At 65.6% G+C, this 16,440-nt stretch carries 16 protein-coding genes and 2 pseudogenes; 8 read left to right on the plus strand and 10 right to left on the minus strand.

What is annotated here, in order from left to right:
- Positions 1-23: 23 nt before the first annotated feature.
- Together LRS09_RS04780 and LRS09_RS04785 are read right to left on the minus strand one after the other, a co-directional pair.
- Positions 24-965, minus strand: a complete 942-nt coding sequence (locus LRS09_RS04780) for a DMT family transporter (protein ID WP_257804575.1) — start codon at positions 963-965, stop codon at positions 24-26.
- An 85-nt stretch (positions 966-1,050) separates the two neighbouring features.
- On the minus strand, positions 1,051-1,524 hold the full coding sequence (locus tag LRS09_RS04785) for a MarR family winged helix-turn-helix transcriptional regulator (RefSeq protein ID WP_257804576.1): 474 nt from the start codon (positions 1,522-1,524) through the stop codon (positions 1,051-1,053).
- A 244-nt stretch (positions 1,525-1,768) separates the two neighbouring features.
- Between LRS09_RS04785 and LRS09_RS04790 the strand changes: the two are divergent.
- The 3 genes and pseudogenes from LRS09_RS04790 (at position 1,769) to LRS09_RS04800 (ending at position 4,137) form a co-directional block, all read left to right on the plus strand.
- A pseudogene (locus LRS09_RS04790) lies at positions 1,769-2,798 on the plus strand (GTP-binding protein).
- A gap of 1 nt (position 2,799) precedes the next feature.
- Entirely contained in the window at positions 2,800-3,156 is a 357-nt protein-coding gene (gene imm45, locus LRS09_RS04795; protein ID WP_257804578.1) for an Imm45 family immunity protein, read from the plus strand.
- Positions 3,157-3,162: 6 nt separating this feature from the next.
- A complete protein-coding gene (locus tag LRS09_RS04800) occupies positions 3,163-4,137 on the plus strand; it encodes a WD40 repeat domain-containing protein (RefSeq protein ID WP_257804580.1) in 975 nt (324 codons plus the stop codon).
- A 42-nt stretch (positions 4,138-4,179) separates the two neighbouring features.
- Here LRS09_RS04800 and LRS09_RS04805 read toward each other — a convergent pair whose 3' ends face one another.
- A complete protein-coding gene (locus LRS09_RS04805; protein WP_257804581.1) occupies positions 4,180-4,485 on the minus strand; it encodes a hypothetical protein in 306 nt (101 codons plus the stop codon).
- A gap of 225 nt (positions 4,486-4,710) precedes the next feature.
- Positions 4,711-5,163: a hypothetical protein gene (locus tag LRS09_RS04810; RefSeq protein ID WP_257804583.1), complete on the minus strand. Its 453-nt coding sequence runs from the start codon at positions 5,161-5,163 to the stop codon at positions 4,711-4,713.
- A gap of 101 nt (positions 5,164-5,264) precedes the next feature.
- Here LRS09_RS04810 and LRS09_RS04815 point away from each other — a divergent pair, with 101 nt between their 5' ends.
- The 5 genes from LRS09_RS04815 (at position 5,265) to LRS09_RS04835 (ending at position 11,883) form a co-directional block, all read left to right on the plus strand.
- A complete protein-coding gene (locus LRS09_RS04815; protein WP_374684896.1) occupies positions 5,265-6,641 on the plus strand; it encodes an aspartate aminotransferase family protein in 1,377 nt (458 codons plus the stop codon).
- A 307-nt stretch (positions 6,642-6,948) separates the two neighbouring features.
- Entirely contained in the window at positions 6,949-8,256 is a 1,308-nt protein-coding gene (locus tag LRS09_RS04820) for a glutamine synthetase family protein (protein WP_257804585.1), read from the plus strand.
- Positions 8,257-8,405: 149 nt separating this feature from the next.
- Entirely contained in the window at positions 8,406-9,641 is a 1,236-nt protein-coding gene (locus LRS09_RS04825) for a putative DNA modification/repair radical SAM protein (protein ID WP_257804586.1), read from the plus strand.
- Entirely contained in the window at positions 9,641-11,140 is a 1,500-nt protein-coding gene (locus LRS09_RS04830) for a UdgX family uracil-DNA binding protein (protein WP_374684807.1), read from the plus strand. Before LRS09_RS04825 ends, LRS09_RS04830 begins: the two co-directional genes overlap by 1 nt.
- Positions 11,141-11,214: 74 nt before the next feature.
- On the plus strand, positions 11,215-11,883 hold the full coding sequence (locus LRS09_RS04835) for an FABP family protein (RefSeq protein ID WP_257804588.1): 669 nt from the start codon (positions 11,215-11,217) through the stop codon (positions 11,881-11,883).
- Here the strand turns inward: LRS09_RS04835 and LRS09_RS04840 are convergent.
- The 6 genes and pseudogenes from LRS09_RS04840 to guaD all read right to left on the minus strand — a co-directional run bounded on the left by LRS09_RS04840 (position 11,876) and on the right by guaD (position 16,439).
- On the minus strand, positions 11,876-13,144 hold the full coding sequence (locus LRS09_RS04840) for a glycerate kinase (protein WP_257804590.1): 1,269 nt from the start codon (positions 13,142-13,144) through the stop codon (positions 11,876-11,878). The genes LRS09_RS04835 and LRS09_RS04840 overlap by 8 nt on opposite strands.
- Complete coding sequence (locus LRS09_RS04845; RefSeq protein WP_257804591.1) at positions 13,141-13,929, minus strand: hydroxypyruvate isomerase family protein; 789 nt, start codon at positions 13,927-13,929, stop codon at positions 13,141-13,143. The genes LRS09_RS04840 and LRS09_RS04845 overlap by 4 nt, the downstream gene beginning before the upstream one ends.
- A gap of 2 nt (positions 13,930-13,931) precedes the next feature.
- The gene (locus LRS09_RS04850) at positions 13,932-14,429 is read right to left on the minus strand and encodes a heme-degrading domain-containing protein (RefSeq protein WP_257804593.1); all 498 of its coding nucleotides are present in this window, start codon (positions 14,427-14,429) and stop codon (positions 13,932-13,934) included.
- 40 nt (positions 14,430-14,469) lie between these two features.
- Positions 14,470-14,769: a HigA family addiction module antitoxin gene (locus LRS09_RS04855; protein WP_257804594.1), complete on the minus strand. Its 300-nt coding sequence runs from the start codon at positions 14,767-14,769 to the stop codon at positions 14,470-14,472.
- Between the two features lie 10 nt (positions 14,770-14,779).
- A pseudogene (locus tag LRS09_RS04860) lies at positions 14,780-15,060 on the minus strand (type II toxin-antitoxin system RelE/ParE family toxin).
- An 83-nt stretch (positions 15,061-15,143) separates the two neighbouring features.
- The gene (guaD, locus tag LRS09_RS04865; RefSeq protein WP_257810125.1) at positions 15,144-16,439 is read right to left on the minus strand and encodes a guanine deaminase; all 1,296 of its coding nucleotides are present in this window, start codon (positions 16,437-16,439) and stop codon (positions 15,144-15,146) included.
- Position 16,440 lies beyond the last annotated feature (1 nt).

Genomic DNA, 16,440 nt, shown 5'->3' on the forward strand with positions numbered 1-16,440 from the left:
ACTATGTCAGAGGAGCGTGGCGATCAAAGCTTTTTTGCCAGATCGCTCGATTCCGAGTTCGGCTCGGTGACGCTGGCGAGGCGGAGCTCGCGCTCGCGGTGCACGATGTAGAGGCCGCTCGCGACAATGATGGCGGCCCCTATGACCGTGTATCGGTCAGGAATGTCGCCGAACAGGAGGTAGCCCCACAGCGTCGCCCAGATGATCTGCGCATAGGGATAGGGCGCGAGGCCCGAGACCTGCGCCCGCTTGTAGGCGTGGATGATCAGCCAGTGCCCTAGCCCGCCGAAGAAACCGAGCGAGATCAGGACGGCCCAATGCAGCAGGTCGGGCGGCACCGATCCGGCGAGCGGAAGGGCGGGCGACATGAACACCACAGGCGCGAGCGCCGAATAGAAGATCAGGCTCGCGGACGTCTCCGTCGCCGCCATCCGCCGCGTCATCAGCACGTAGAGCGAATAGGAGAGCATCGACAGCAGCGCATAGGCGTGGCCGAGCCCGAACGTGCCGAGACCCGGGCGAATCACGATCACCATGCCGAAGAAGCCCACGCCGATCGCCACCCACCGGCGCCAGCCGGCCCATTCACCGAGCAGCGGGCCGGCCAGCGCGGTGATCACCATCGGGGCCAGGAAGTAGATCGCCATTGCGTCGGCAAGCGGAAGCGTCAACAGCGCCAGGAAGTTGAAGATGGTCGAGCCGAACAGGAACACGCCGCGCAGCACCTGCAGCGGCAGGCTCCTCACCCGGTACATCTCGCGGTTGCGCCATCCCTGGAAGAGGATCAGCACCAGAACGACATGGACGGCGAACCGCACCCAGACGACGAAGGACGCCGACATGCCCGACAGAACGAGCCACTTCGCGCCGGCGTCGAGGAACGAGAACAGGATGCCCGAAGCGAGGATGAGCAGGATCGCCGCGACGGGCGTTGCCTGTTCTCTACGTGGGGAATCACTCGCCAAGGGACAGACGCCGTAAAATGTTAGATTGAACGGCTCTTCATCCTTGATGCGCCGGCTGATCGCAAGTGCAAAAAAGCCGCGCCTGCTATTCCTCTTCGTCCGGCTCGTCGTCGTCTGCCACGACGCCGAGGCTCTGCGACAGGTTCGCCTCGATCCGGCTCAGCATCTTGGCGAAGGCCTTTACGTCCTTCTTGTCGAGACCGCGCATCGCCTGTTTCTCGGTCTTGCGGACCGACTTCTCGATCGACCTGATCGCGTCGGCGCCGCGCTCCGTGAGGAAGATATGCGCCTGCCGGGCGTCCGAATCGGAGGCGCGCTTTTCGAGGAAGCCCTGCGTCTGCAGGCGGTTGATCGTCTTGGTGATGGTGGGCGGGCGCACGCCGAGCCGAGCCGCCAGCTGTCCCGGCGTCTGGCCGCTCTCGATGCTGAGCGCCATCATGATCTGGTCCTGCCCGGCATAGAAGCCGTGCGCGAGCAGCCGCGAGGCGAGCACCGTGCGGGCCAGCCGCGAGGTGGACTGGAGTCTGGCCATCGTGGCGCCCTTGGCAGCTTTCGCCATGTCGTCCCCTGCTCCTGGACCCGTTGCTGCCGCGGATTGTCGCGACGCGCCGGGAATGCGCAAGCCGTTTCTTTGCCGGCAACACGGCCGGTGCGCGGGAACATCTGGCAGAGCAATATTGCAGCGGAATGACAGCCGGCTGGCGGATGGGCGACACGCGCGCCTCGCTGGCGGCGGGGAGGTGCAATCGGCGTTGCGGCATCCTATATGCATTTCGACCCTTCACCTTCCTGCGAGCAGACCCATGGCAGACGCCCAGACCAGTGCCCAGATTCCCGTGACCGTGCTCACCGGCTATCTCGGGGCAGGCAAAACCACCCTCCTCAACCGCATCCTCTCCGAGAATCACGGCAAGCGGTACGCCGTTATCGTCAACGAGTTCGGCGAGATCGGCATCGACAACGACCTCATCGTCGAGATCGGACGAGGAGATCTACGAGATGAACAATGGCTGCATCTGCTGCACCGTGCGCGGCGACCTGATCCGCACCGTCGAGGGCCTGATGCGCCGTCCGGGCCGCTTCGATGCGATCCTGGTCGAGACGACCGGCCTTGCCGACCCCGTCCCGGTTGCGCAGACCTTCTTCATGGACGACGACGTCCGCGCCAAGACCAAACTCGACGCGGTGGTGGCGCTTGTTGACGCCAAGCACCTGCCGCTGCGGCTCAAGGATTCGAAGGAAGCCGAGGACCAGATCGCCTTTGCCGACGTGATCGTGCTCAACAAGACCGACCTCGTTAGCCCGGAGGAGCTGGCGAAGGTGGAAGGCCTGATCCGCGCCATCAATCCGACCGCCCGCATCCACAAGACCAGCCGCTCGGCGGTGGAGCTGTCGGCCGTGCTCGACCGGGGCGCCTTCGACCTGAAGCGCGCGATCGAGAACGACCCGCATTTCCTTGATGTCGATGATCACCATGATCATGACCATCACGACCACCACCATCATCACGACCATGGGCCGTCGGACATCCACGACGTGACGGTGAACTCGATCTCCCTGCGCGCCGGCGAGATGGACCCCAAGAAGTTCTTCCCATGGATCGAGAAGATCACCCAGGCGGAAGGGCCGAACATCCTGCGTCTCAAGGGTATCATTGCCCTGAAGGACGACCCGGACCGCTATGTCGTGCAGGGCGTGCACATGATCATCGAGGGCGACCACCAGCGCCCGTGGAAGGAGGGCGAGAAGCACGAGAGCCGGCTGGTCTTCATCGGTCGCAACCTCGACGCCGAACGCCTGAAGCGCACCTTCGAGGCCTGTCAGGCGGCCTGACGTGCCGCTGCTGACTGAACTGGAGGACGCGCGGCTCTATGCGGGCGATATGCTGCGCCTGCCGCACAGCTATGATCTCGGCCCGGGCTCCGGGCCGGTCGACCTTCTTGTGTTCGACCCGCGCGACGGGGAGGCAGGGCTCGGCCTGATCACCGCTTCGGGCTACAAGGCGGGGCTGGTGTTCTGCGTTCTTCCGAAGGACAGCACCCATTCCGGCGGCGCCGGTCTCAGCGCCAAATGGCTGATCCGCAATTGGGACCGGTGGATCACCTACACCTACCATCCCGAAACGCGGATTCCGGTTGAAAAGGCAGTCGTTCTGCGCAAGGACGCCCGCACGCTTCCCGAGGAACGCTGAACGGACATGCCCACAGTCGCCCCTTTCGATCTTTCCGGCCATTGCATCGCCGCCGCCTTCCTCGACGACATCCCGCATTTCGCGTTGGCCGACGGGACGATCCACCGCCTCGACCACGGGGCGAAGTCCGTCCAGGCGCATGACGGCCTGCTCTCTGCCTCTGTGACCTGGGACGGCAAGGCGTTGGTGACGGGCGGCGAGGATGGCAAGGTCGTGCTGACGCGCCCCGACGGCACAGCCGAGACGCTGGCCGAAGTGCCGCGCAAGTGGATCACGTCGGTCGCGACCGGCCCGCAGGGTGCCGTCGCCTATGCCACGGGCCGCACGGCCTACGTCCGCTTCGCCGACGGAAGGACGAAATCCTTCGACCATCCGCGCTCGGTGGAAGGCATCGCCTTCTCGCCCAAGGGCATGCGCATCGCAGTCGCCCGCTACAACGGCGCGACGCTGCATTTCCCCGCTACCGACGGCAAGCCGGCCGAGCTCGAATGGGCCGGCGCCCACACCGGCGTCACCTTCTCGCCCGACGGCAATTTCCTTGTCACCACCATGCAGGAGAACGCCCTGCATGGCTGGAAGCTCGCCGACGGCCGCCACATGCGCATGACCGGCTATCCCGCCAAGGTGAAGAGCTGGTCCTGGAGCGTGAAGGGCAAGTGGCTCGCCAGCTCCGGCGCGCCGGCCGCGATCGTCTGGCCCTTTTCCGCAAAGGACGGGCCGATGGGCAAGGCGCCTGTGGAGCTCGGCACACGCGGAAATATGATGGTGACGGCCGTCGCCTGCCACCCCGGCGACGAGATCGTCGCCATCGGCTATGCCGACGGCATGATCCTCGCCGGCCGCATTGCCGACCAGAAGGAAGTGGTGCTGCGGCGTGGCGGCAAGAGCGCGATCACGTCGATGGCCTGGGATACGAAGGGCACGCGCCTCGCCTTCGGCTCGGAGGAAGGCGATTGCGGCGTGGTGGATATCACGGCGTGAGCCAATCACACCTTGGTGCCAGCAGAGAAACTATCCCCGCGTCTACTTGCATTTGAAAGTTGCGGATGTCTCGCGGCCATTCATTGCAAATATCGCCCTGAACCCATCCGCCTTCGGGCTGCTCACACGCAGTGCACCAGCGGTGCCGATCTTGTAGGCTGAAGGGTTAATTGGGCGAACCGAATAGCTCTGTCCACCATAACTATATTTTGTGATCTTTCCGCCTTTTACGATCACCGTCATTCCACCGCCGGAACATGTTCCATCTGGCAACGTCGTTGCCATCGATTCCTGGCTGAAAAAAATAAGCGACAGTGTCGCCGCATAGACAAGCAGAGAATACTTCATAATTCGACCGCCTCACCCAGGAAATTCTGATTGGAAACTATCTCATCACTCAGAAGCGAAAATCAAGGAATTTTCTGAAAGCATCTGGCGTAGGATATTCACAGTCACGCAGAACCGCAGTGAAATCGGTTGCGAGATTCATGAAATAGATGAGGTGAGGCCTGAGGAAATCCATCTCGCCAACGGCAAGGCGACTGCGGCTTGGTGGATATCACCGTCTGAGCGCTATTCCACCATGCATTCGACCTTGTCGCTCGCAGTGTAGGTCTCGCCCTCGGGCGTTGCGTCGTTGACGCCGTCGAACACTGTCAGCTCGTAGCGCCCTCTCAGGCCTTCCTCGTCGCCCTTGGTCCGGATGACGATCTGGACATAGCCGTGCGGCTTGTCGCCCTCGCGTTCGCGGTAGATCACCAGATTGAGCTGGCCGTCCTCCGACCAGTACTGCGCCAGATGCGCGCCATTGAACTCCATCTGCCGCAGATCGGCCGCTACATCCTTCGATTTGATTTCGACAGAGCCGCGAAAATTGAACACCGGCGATCCCATGCCGCGCGTCATGCCGCTCTCGAACAGGAACTCGACCTTGCCGTCCTGGGCATCACAGCCGAACCCGCCGGATGCGGCCGCCCCAGATGTCAACGGGAGGAGGGACATCAGGGCGATCGTGATCCGGCGCATCGGCTTCTCCAGAGTTTCCCGGGGCACGTCCCGGGCCGCTGTTGCGCCTTTTCCGGGCGGACGGTATCAGGAGTGTGTTGTTCGGGGGACGTGTGCGTAACGTGAGCGGCAAGGGATCATCGGCGCTGGGCGGCGTGTCGCTCTCCCGCATCGACGCATTTCGCGAGCGCGAGGCGCGCGTCTATGCCAAGGCACGCCCAAGGTCGAAGAAGCGCTTTGCGGACGGCGCCGCCGGCTTCCTCGATGGCGTGCCGATGCACTGGATGCTCGACTGGCCGATGCCGTTCCCGATAGTCGTCGAGAAAGCCTCGGGCGCGACGATCACGGACGTGGACGGCATCGAGCTCGACGACTTCTGCCTTGGCGACACCGGCTCGATGTTCGGCCATTCGCCGCCCCCGGTCGCCCGCGCCATCCGCAGGCAGGCGCGGCGCGGGCTCACCTACATGCTGCCCTCCGAGGACGTGCTCGAGCTCGGCCACCTGCTGACGGCGATGTTCGGCCTGCCGCAATGGCAGATCGCCACCACCGCCTCCGACGCCAACCGCTTCGCGCTGCGCGTCGCACGTGCCGTCACCGGACGGGCGAAGATCCTCGTCTTCAACGGCTGCTACCATGGCGCAGTGGAAGAGACCTTCGTCAGGCTCGAGGACGGCAAGCCGGCCAACAAGCCCGGCCTCTCCGGCCAGTTCCGCGACCTGACCGAGGATACGAAGGTCATCGAATTCAACGATGTCGCGGCCCTCGAAGCCGCGCTCGCGCCGGGCGACGTCGCCTGTGTCATCACCGAACCGGTGCTGACCAATTCCTGCATGGTGCTGCCCGATCCGGGCTATCACGCCGAACTGCGCCGCATCACCCGCGAGACCGGCACGCTGCTCCTCATCGACGAGACGCACACCATCTCCAGCGGCCTCGGCGGCTACACCCGCGTCCACGGCCTCGATCCCGACATCTTCGTGCTCGGCAAGCCGATTGCCGGCGGCGTGCCGGCAAGCGTCTGGGGCCTGTCGGCGGGCGTCGCCGAGCGCTACAGCGACTACACCCGGAAAAAGCCCTGGGGCTATTCCGGCATCGGCACCACACTCTCGGCCAATCCGCTGCAGTTCGCCTGCATGAAGGCGACACTGACCGAGGTCATGACCGCGAAGAACTACCGCCACATGGAGAAGCTCGCCGCGCGTCTGGCCGACGGCCTGTCGGATGCGATCGCGCAGGCGAAGCTGCCATGGCACGTCGCCCGCGTCGGCGCGCGCGTCGAGTTCATCTGCGCGCCCGGTCCCTTGCGCAACGGTGCCGAAGCAGAAGCCGCACATGCGCCGCCACTGGAAGCCGCAATCCATGTCGGCCTCGTCAACCGCGGCTGCCTGATCGCACCGTTCCACAACATGATGCTGGTCTCGCCCGCGACGAAGAAGAAGCAGGTCGACCGGCTGGTGAAGGCATTCGGCGAGATTTGCCAGGAGTTGGCGGGGTGAGGGAATTGCGGGCGGCAGAGACAACGGACACCCCCCTCTGGCCTGCCGGCCATCTCCCCCTCAAGGGGGGAGATTGCCTGTCACCGCGACCTTCGCCATTCTCCATAGACCTGGAAGGAACGGTGCCGCCGAAAATGCCAATCTCCCCCTTGAGGGGGAGATGGCCGGCAGGCCAGAGGGGGGTAAACTTCTGCAGACCGGACTATCCTTGGAGGCACGCCGTCCATGACCTCCCCCCTCCGGCTCCACCCCCGCCGAAGCCCAGGCTTTCCTTGATGCCCATCCCGAGATCGAAGCCATCGACATCGTGCTGACCGATTCCAACGGCGTCGGCCGGGGCAAGATCGTCCGCCGGCATGAGCTGATGTCGCTCTACCGGGGCGGCCGGCACATGCCGATCTCGGTGCTGGGCCTCGACATCACCGGCGAGGACGTGCACGAGACCGGCCTGATCTGGGATTCTGGCGACGAGGACCTGCGCGCCTGGCCGATCCCCGGTACGCTGAAGCCGCTCCATGGCACCTCCCCTGCCCGCGCGCAGGTGCTGATGTCGATGCATCTGCTCGACGGCACGCCGATGACGTCCGACCCGCGCCATGCGCTGGCGGCACAGGTGGCGCGGCTGAACGCGATGGGGCTGAAGCCCGCCGGCGCCTTCGAACTCGAATTCTTCCTGCTCGCCAACGACCGCGACGCAGACGGCCGCGTCCGCCCTGCTTCCGCCGTGCTCGACGGCCGCCGCTCGCCCAAGACCGAGGTTTATTCGGTCGACCACCTGCACGGCATGGAGCCGCTGTTCTCCGACATCTACGCCTCGGCGAAGGCGCAGGGAATCCCGGCCGAGACCGTCATCTCCGAATATGCGCCCGGCCAGTACGAGCTGACGCTCAACTACCGCACCGACATCATGCAGGCGGCCGACGACCTGGTGATGCTGAAGCGCATCGTGCGCGCCGCCGCCCGCCGCCACGGCGTCACCGCCTGCTTCATGGCCAAGCCCATCGCCGACTATGCCGGCTCGGGCATGCACCTGCACGTCTCGATGCGCGACGAGGCGGGACAGAACGTCTTCACCGAGGCGGTCGGCGAGAAGTGGTCGCCGCGCCTGCTCCATGCGCTCGGCGGTCTGGCCGCGACGATGGCGGAATCGATGCTGGTCTTCGCCCCGCACGCCAACTCCTGGCGCCGCTTCGTCGCGCAGTCCTATGCGCCGGTCGCGCCGACCTGGGGCGTCAACAACCGCTCCGTCGCGCTGCGCGTGCCGGCCGGCGACGCGAAGAACCGCCGCATCGAGCACCGTCCCTCGGGGGTGGACGCCAACCCCTATCTCGTCGCCGCCACCGTGCTCGCCGGCATCGTGAAGGGCCTCGAGGAAAAGCTCGATCCCGGCCCGGAGGTCGAGGGCAACGGCTACCAGCAGGCCGCCGGCCACGCGCACAACATGCCGGCCGACTGGCGCGAAGCGATCATGCGGGCGAAGGCGTCGGCCTTCCTGGAGGACGCACTCGGCAAAGACATGCACCGCACCTTCACCGCGATCAAGGAAGCCGAGTATCTCCGCGTCGCCCGCACGGTGAGCGAACTCGACTACCACCTCTATCTGCACGAGGTGTGAAAAAAAACGCCGCTAAGTTGCGCTGGCGTCGCCGCGCAACGCGCCCCAGATTCGCTGACGTGCACGGAGAAGGCTGGCGATCTCCAAAAAATCGACGCGTATTAAAATTGTGAATAGCGCAGGCGCTTGTCGGAACATATCATGAACAGATGCCAGCGCCCACAGTTCGCGAAAAGCTCGCCATCCTCGCCGACGCCGCCAAATACGATGCCTCGTGCGCCTCGTCGGGCGCGGACAGGCGCGACTCGCTGAAATCGGGCGGCATCGGTTCCACCGAGGCCACCGGCATCTGCCATGCCTATGCGCCGGACGGCCGCTGCATCTCGCTGCTCAAGATCCTGCTCACCAACTTCTGCATCTACGACTGCGCCTACTGCATCAACCGCTCGTCCTCGAACGTGAAGCGTGCCCGTTTTACAATCGACGACGTCGTTACCCTCACGCTCGACTTCTACCGCCGCAACTATATCGAAGGCCTATTCCTCTCCTCCGGCGTCATCCGCTCGCCGGACGAGACCATGGCCGAGATGGTCGAGGTTGGCCGGCGGCTGAGGCTCGACCATGCCTTCGCCGGCTACATACACTTGAAGACCATTCCGGAAGCCTCGCAGGAACTCATCGAGCAGGCGGGGCTCTATGCCGACCGGCTGTCGATCAATGTCGAGCTTCCCACCGACGAGGGCGTGCAGCGCCTGGCGCCTGAGAAGCGGCCGCAAACCATCCGCCGTTCGATGGCCGGCCTGCGCGAGAAGCTGGACGCGGCGGCCGAGCCGACATTGCGCACGAAGCAAAGGCCGCGCTTCGCGCCGGGCGGGCAGTCGACGCAGATGATCGTCGGCGCCGACCCGACGCCGGACGCGACGATCCTGAAGACCAGCGCTCGGCTCTACGGCTCCTACCGTCTCCGTCGGGTGTATTACTCCGCCTTCAGCCCGATCCCCGATTCGTCCGCTGCGCTGCCGTCGATGAAGCCGCCGCTGATGCGCGAGCACCGCCTCTACCAGGCAGACTGGATGATGCGTTTCTACGGCTTCGAGGAGCGCGAGATCCTGGCCGGCCGGCCCGACGGCATGCTCGATCTCGCCATCGATCCGAAGCTCGCCTGGGCGCTGGACCACCGCGCGATCTTCCCGGTCGACGTCAACCGCGCGCCGCGGGAACTGCTGCTGCGCGTGCCGGGCCTCGGCACCAAGGCGGTCAAGCGCATCCTCGCCTCGCGCATCCACCGCCGGCTGCGGCTGGAGGACGTCGGACGCGTCTGCCAGTCGATTGCAGCGGTTCGGCCCTTCATCGTCGCCGAAGGCTGGTCGCCCGGCGGAACGATCGATTCCGAACGCCTGCGCGAGGCGGTGGCGCCGAGGGCCAGACAATTGGAGCTGTTCTGATGGGAATGGTCGAGAAGCGCCCGCTCTCCGCGCACCATGCAATCCTGCTCGCGTCCCAGACCGATTTTTCCGGCTGGCGTGAAGCGGCGCGGGCGATGGCGCTGAATGGGGTCGACCCGGCGGATATTGCGTGGTCGGTGGAGGGCGAGGACACGGGGGACCTGTTCGCCGCACCGCCGGAGTCGACGCCGCTGCCGGCAATCCCGCCGGGCGCCGAACTCCGTGTCCCCCGTCGCTTCGTCGACCTCGCCGAGGCCGTGATCTGCCATTCCGACCCGGCCCGCTTCGGCTTCCTCTACCGCATCCTCTGCCGGCTCCAGCGTGAGCCGCATCTGCTCGACGTCGCCACTGATCCCGACGTGCGAAAGCTCGAGGAGATGGACAAATCCGTCCGCCGCGATATCCACAAGATGCGCGCCTTCGTCCGTTTCCGGCGCATCGCCGACGAAACCGGCGAGCGCTTCGTCGCATGGTTTGAGCCGGCGCATTTCATCGTCGAGCGCAACGCACCCTTCTTCATGCGCCGGTTCACCGGCATGCGCTGGACGATCCTCACGCCCCATGCCACGGCCGACTGGGACGGCGAGCGGCTGGCGATCGGTCCTGGCGCCTCCAAGGCCGACGCGCCGGCCGAGGATGCAGCGGAGGAGCTGTGGCGCACCTATTTCCGCTCGATCTTCAACCCGACCCGGCTGAAGGTGAAGGCGATGACCGCCGAGATGCCGAAGAAATACTGGCGCAACCTTCCGGAGGCCTCGCTCATTCCTGACCTGATCGCTGGCGCGGAAAAGTCCGCCCGCGACATGATCGAGAGGATGCCCACCATGCCCGCCCCGCATCATGAGACGGTCCAGGCCAAACACTGGCGCAACCGGCCCGCGGAGACGCAGTCGGACGGGGCGGACGCGACGTCGATCGCCGAATTGAGGAAGGCCGCCACCGACTGCCGCCGCTGCCCGCTGTGGCGCAATGCCACGCAGACCGTGTTCGGCGAAGGCCCCGAGGACGCGCGCGTCGTCTTCGTCGGCGAGCAGCCGGGCGACCAGGAGGATATTGCGGGCAAGCCCTTCGTCGGCCCGGCCGGCCGGCTGTTCGACGCGATCATCGACGAGGCCGGCATCGATCGCGCGACGACCTACGTCACCAATGCGGTGAAGCACTTCAAGTTCGAGCCGCGCGGCAAGCGCCGCATCCATTCCAGGCCGAACGCCGGCGAGGTGCAGGCCTGCCGCTGGTGGATCGAGCGGGAGCTGAAGCTGATCAGGCCGGATCTGGTCGTGGCGCTCGGTGCGACCGCGGCGCAGTCCCTGCTCGGCAAGGCGGTGCCGATCACAAAGATGCGGGGTCAGACGGTGACGCGGGAGGACGGCCTGAAAGTATTCCTGACCGTCCACCCGTCCTACCTGTTGCGCCTGCCGGACGATGCCAAGGCGGCGGAGCGGGAGCGGTTTCTCGACGACCTCAAGCGTGTGAGAACGCTGATGGACGACACGCTGTAGATGGATGCCCGAAGGCGTTGACTCGATGCGACCTCGGCGGGCACCTTGCCGACGGCGCGAGAGGAAACCGTCGCATGAGGCTCCATCAGGACATATTCACCGAACCGGATGTCGACCCGGATACGCTCGTCAACCTCGGCCCGTTGCGGCTGCTGGCCGGCAGTTGGAAAGCGACGAAGGGTGTCGACCTCAATCCCAAGGCCGATGGGCCCGAACGCGATGTCTATATCGAGCATGTTCATATGGACCCGATCGATCCCCAGACCAACGGACCGCAGCTGTTCTATGGCCTGCGCTATCACATCCATATCAACACCGCCGACGAAGATATCACTTTCCACGATCAGGTGGGCTACTGGCTTTGGGAGCCGGCGACCGGCCTCGTCATGCAGACGATCGCGATCCCGCGCGGCCAGGTGGTTCTCGCATCCGGCCATGCAAAGCCGGACGACATGACGTTCACCGTGTCGGCCCAGCGTGGCCAGACCAATTACGGTGTGTGCTCGACGGATTTTCTGGAGGCGAACTTCCGGACCGACAGTTACAGGATTGACGTCACGATTCATGGCGAAGATCGCTGGAGCTATGCGCAGCATTCCGTTCTTCGGGTCGGCGGCCAGCCCGACCCGTTCGATCATCACGACACCAACACGCTGATGCGCACGGGCAAGCCGAAGCGGAATCCGCTTGCGGTCATCATGGCAAGGAAGGCGGAAAAGAGCCGGGCGAGCGGAACTACCTGACGAGAGCCACCCTCAGGTCGTTCACGTTCGTCCCCGTCGGCCCCGGCTGGAACAGGTCGCCGAGGGCATCGAAGGCGCCCCAGCTGTCGTTCGCGTTGAGCAGCGCCTTGGCGTCGAGGCCTCTCGCCCGCAGCCGTGCGACACTGGTCGAATCCGCGAAGGCGCCGGCGTTCTGTTCCGAACCGTCGATGCCGTCCGTGTCGGCCGCGAAGGCGTGGACGCCGTCGATCCCGTCGATGCCCAGCGCCAGCGACAGCAGGAACTCCCCGTTGCGGCCGCCGCGCCCGCCCTTTCCGCGCAGCGTCACCGTCGTCTCGCCGCCGGATAGGATCGCGACCGGCTTGTGGAAGGGCCGGTCCCTCGTCGCCACCTCGCGCGCGATCGCCGCGTGCACCTTCGCCACTTCGCGCGCCTCGCCTTCCATCGCGTCGGAGAGGATGACGGCCTCCAGCCCGGCCCGGCGCGCGACCTCGGCCGCCGCCTCCAGTGACCTGGCGGCGGATGCGATCACACGCACCTCGTTGCGGGCAAAGCGCGGATCGTCCGGCAGCGGCGCATCCGCTGCCGGCGTGTTCAGGTGTCGCACCACCGCGCCGGGCAGGTCCATGCGGTATGCCTCGACGATCGCCAGCGCGTCCGCGCGCGTCGAGGCGTCCGGCACGGTCGGGCCGGAGGAGACGAGCGAGGGCTGGTCGCCGGGAATGTCGGAGACAATCAGCGACACGACCTTCGCCGGGAAGGCGGCAGCCGCAAGCCGTCCGCCCTTGATCGCCGAGACGTGCTTGCGCACCGTGTTCATCGCCGAGATCGGCGCGCCGGAGGCGAGCAGCGCGCGGTTGACCGCGATCTCGTCTTCCAGCGTCAGCTCTCCGGCTGGACAGGGCAGCAGCGCGGAGCCGCCGCCGGAGATCAGCGCTACGACGAGGTCGTCCTCGCCGAGCCCCCTCACCGTCTCGAACAGCCGTGCGGCGCCCGCGAGCCCCGCCGCGTCCGGCACCGGATGCGCGGCTTCCAAAACCTCGATGCGCTCGCACGGCGTGGCATAGCCGTAGCGCGTGACCACCAGCCCTGACAGCGGCCCGTCCCAGGCGCGCTCGAAGGCACGCGCCATCTGCGCCGAGCCCTTGCCCGCCCCGATCACCACCGTCTGCCCCTTGGGCCTCGCCGGCAGAACGTCCCGCATGATCCGTTCCGGATCGGCCGCCGCGACCGCTGCCTCGAACATGCCGGTGAACAGGCGCTTGGCGTCGAACGCACTCATTTTGAACCTCCGAGCCACGACCGCGCCCAGCCGAGGCCGCTTTCTGTTCCGGCGGCCGGAAAATACTCGCAGCCGACGAAGCCGGCATAGCCGGACGCGTCGAGCGCGGCGAAGGCCGCCTGCCAGTCCAGCACGCCGACATCCGGCTCGTGCCGCCCCGGCCAGCCGGCCACCTGCACGTGGCGGATGCGCTCGGCGTGTTTCAGATAGAGCGAGACGAGATCGTCGCCGACGAAGCGGCGGTGGTACAGGTCATACTGAATGAACAGGTTTTCCTCGCCCGCTTCGTCGATCGCCTCGGCAGCCATGTCGAGCCCGGTCAGGAAATAGCCCGGGAAGGATTCGCGGCTGATCGGCTCGATCAGCACCTCAACGCCTGCCGTGCCGGCAAACTGCGCCGCATAGCGCAGGTTCGCGACATAGGTCCGCCACTGACGATCCTGGTCCTCGCCTTCCGCGGCAAGCCCGCTCAGCACATGCAGCTTCGAGACGCCGAGTTCGAGCGCATAGTCGATCGCAAGTGCTGCGCCGTCGCGGAACTCGTCCTCGCGCCCCGGCTGCGCTGCGAGCCCGCGGTCGCCTGCCTCCCAGTCGCCGGCCGGCATGTTGAACAGCACCGGCTGCAGGCCGGTGTCACTCAGCCGGTCGCGGATGTCGGCGACGCCGAACGCATAGGGAAACTGGAACTCGACCGCCGTGAACCCGGCCTTCGCCGCTCGCTCGAACCGGTCGAGGAACGGCGCGTCGGTGAACAGCGTCGAGAGATTTGCGGCGAGACGCGGCACGTTCAGGCCGGTCCAAGGGCAAGAGCCGCGCTATCGCTCCCCAGAAGTTCGCAGAGTGCCGCGACCACGGTGTCGTGATCGTCGCGCGACGGCAGCCCCGAGACCGCCACCGCCCCGATCACGCCAGCAGCGTGCACCCGGATCGGAAAGGCGCCGCCAGCGAATATGTAGTCCGTAGCCGGCAGGCCGTGATGCGCGGCGATGACCTGATCCTTTCCGCCCTGCTCAAGAAACAGCCGATAGCTCGGTTTCAGGAAGTGGCGCACCGCATTGATCTTACGCCGCGCCCAATCCTGGTTCGAGGCCCGTGACCCCGGCATCGCGGCATAGAACAGCGGCCGGTCCCATAGCCGGATGTCGATATTGATCGGAAGTGCGTCGCGCAGCGCGCGCTGTCGAAGCGCCATGCCGAGGTCGAACGCGGCTGCCTCGTCGAATACGGAGAAGACCAGCACACGCTCCTGCTCGATGATCTTCGCGATGTCGTCGGCTGCGGGCATGGATCCTCCTGACCTCGCATCGCGCGATTGAAGCGGCCGGTCAAGCCGCGTCGAGCGTCTCGATCGCATCGATCTCCTCGCGCAGCGACGCTGCCTCGACGGCGAGATCGTAAGAGGTCTGCATGTTCAGCCAAAAGTTCGGCGTCGTGCCGAAGAGCTTTGCGAGCCTCAGCGCCGTATCAGGCGTGACCGGCGTGCGTTCCGCGACGAGGCGTTCGATCCGCGTGCGCGGCACATGCAGCCGCTTGGCGACCGAATAGGGCTTCAATCCGAGCGGTGCCAGGAATTCCTCGCGCAGGACTTCGCCAGGATGGATGGGCGGTGTGAACGAAAGGGCCATGTCTGCGCTCCTAGTGATAGTCGACGATTTCGACATCGTCCGCGCCGCCGTCGTTCCATCGGAAGCAGATGCGGAACTGGTCGTTGATGCGGATCGAATGCTGGCCGGTTCGATCGCCTTTCAATGCTTCAAGCCGATTACCCGGCGGTATCTCAGATCGTCCAACACCTCGGCATTGTCGATCATGAAGAGCTTGCGGCGAGCGACCTGCAGCAGATCAGGGGGAAACCCCTTTGGCGCTCTTCCGGCAACGATCGCCTCGATCCGTTTGTCCCGAACCGACCTGATCACAATCGCCCCTCCACGAACGTATCATATCAAGATACGGAATGTTCCGCAAGAGATCGTATCATCGCAAGATACGAAGTTGGCCGTCAAACCTCCTTCGCCGCCCGCCCCGCGATATAGACCTGCTTCACGGCACGATCGTCGCCGAGCGTCTGCAGCAGAAACAGTTCCTCCGACAGCGTGCTCACCGTCTCCATGCGCAGCGCCATGCCGGGCGTGGCGCGGGCGTCCAGCACCACGAGGTCTGCGTCCGTGCCCGCCTCCAGCGTGCCGGCGCGGTCGGCGATCGACAGCGATTCCGCATTGCCGCGCGTCAGCTGCCAGAAGCTCCTGAGCGGATCGAGCTTCTCGCCGTTGAGCGCGATCACCTTGTAGGCCTCGTCCATCGTGCGCAGCATCGAATAGTTGGTGCCGCCGCCGACATCCGTCGCCGTCGCGATCCTCAGCGGCTTCGCCCGCCGCCGGTAGCGCTGGTAATCGAACAGGCCCGAGCCGAGGAACAGGTTCGAGGTCGGGCAGAACACCGCCACCGATCCGGCCTCAGACATTGCATCCGCCTCGCGCTCCGACAAATGGATGCAGTGCCCGAGCAGCGTCTTCGAACCGAGCAGCCCGTAGCGGGCATAGACGTCGGTATAGTCCTGCGTCTCCGGGTAGAGTTCCTCCGTCCAGCGGATCTCGGCATGGTTCTCGGAGAGATGCGTCTGGATGTGGCAGTCCGGATGCTCGCGCGCCAGCGCCTGCGCCATCTCCATCTGTTCGGGCGTCGAGGTGATCGCGAAGCGTGGCGTGATCGCGTAGAGCTGACGGCCCTTGCCGTGCCATTCGGCGATCAGCGCCTTGGTGTCGTCGTAGCCGGACTGCGGCGTGTCGAGCACGGCGTCGGGCGCGTGCCGGTCCATCATCACCTTGCCGGCGATGTTGAGCATGTTGCGCGAATGGCTCTCCTCGAAGAAAGCCTCCGCGCTTGCCTTGTGCACCGAGCAGTAGGCCGCGACCGTCGTCGTGCCCTGCCGCACCATCTCGTCGAGAAACAGCCGCGCGATGCGCCGGGCATGCTGCGCATCGGCAAACTTCGATTCCTCCGGAAACGTATAGGTGTTCAGCCAGTCCAGCAGCTCCGCGCCGTAAGAGGCGATGATCTGCATCTGCGGCACGTGCACATGGCCGTCGATGAAGCCGGGCAGGATCAGGTGCGGCCGGTGGTCGACGGTCTCGACTTCTAGACCCGCCTGCGCCTTCACTGCATCATAGGCCCCGCTCGCGACGATCTTCCCCTCGCGCACCAGCACCGCGCCGTCCTCGTCATAGGCATAGGCCGCATGATCGTCCGCCGCCTTGGGGGCGCGGAGGAAGGAGAGCGTGCGGCCGCGGATGAGCAGG

This window comes from Mesorhizobium sp. J428 (assembly GCF_024699925.1).
Classification (GTDB): Bacteria; Pseudomonadota; Alphaproteobacteria; order Rhizobiales; family Rhizobiaceae; genus Mesorhizobium_A.

Coding starts and splice junctions, on each gene's coding strand:
- LRS09_RS04785 (WP_257804576.1), bottom strand. CDS start 1,524: ATGGCGAAAGCTGCCAAGGGCGCCACGATGGCCAGACTCCAGTCCACC.
- LRS09_RS04800 (WP_257804580.1), top strand. CDS start 3,163: ATGCCCACAGTCGCCCCTTTCGATCTTTCCGGCCATTGCATCGCCGCC.
- LRS09_RS04805 (WP_257804581.1), bottom strand. CDS start 4,485: ATGAAGTATTCTCTGCTTGTCTATGCGGCGACACTGTCGCTTATTTTT.
- LRS09_RS04810 (WP_257804583.1), bottom strand. CDS start 5,163: ATGCGCCGGATCACGATCGCCCTGATGTCCCTCCTCCCGTTGACATCT.
- LRS09_RS04825 (WP_257804586.1), top strand. CDS start 8,406: ATGCCAGCGCCCACAGTTCGCGAAAAGCTCGCCATCCTCGCCGACGCC.
- LRS09_RS04830 (WP_374684807.1), top strand. CDS start 9,641: ATGGGAATGGTCGAGAAGCGCCCGCTCTCCGCGCACCATGCAATCCTG.
- LRS09_RS04835 (WP_257804588.1), top strand. CDS start 11,215: ATGAGGCTCCATCAGGACATATTCACCGAACCGGATGTCGACCCGGAT.
- LRS09_RS04840 (WP_257804590.1), bottom strand. CDS start 13,144: ATGAGTGCGTTCGACGCCAAGCGCCTGTTCACCGGCATGTTCGAGGCA.
- LRS09_RS04850 (WP_257804593.1), bottom strand. CDS start 14,429: ATGCCCGCAGCCGACGACATCGCGAAGATCATCGAGCAGGAGCGTGTG.
- LRS09_RS04855 (WP_257804594.1), bottom strand. CDS start 14,769: ATGGCCCTTTCGTTCACACCGCCCATCCATCCTGGCGAAGTCCTGCGC.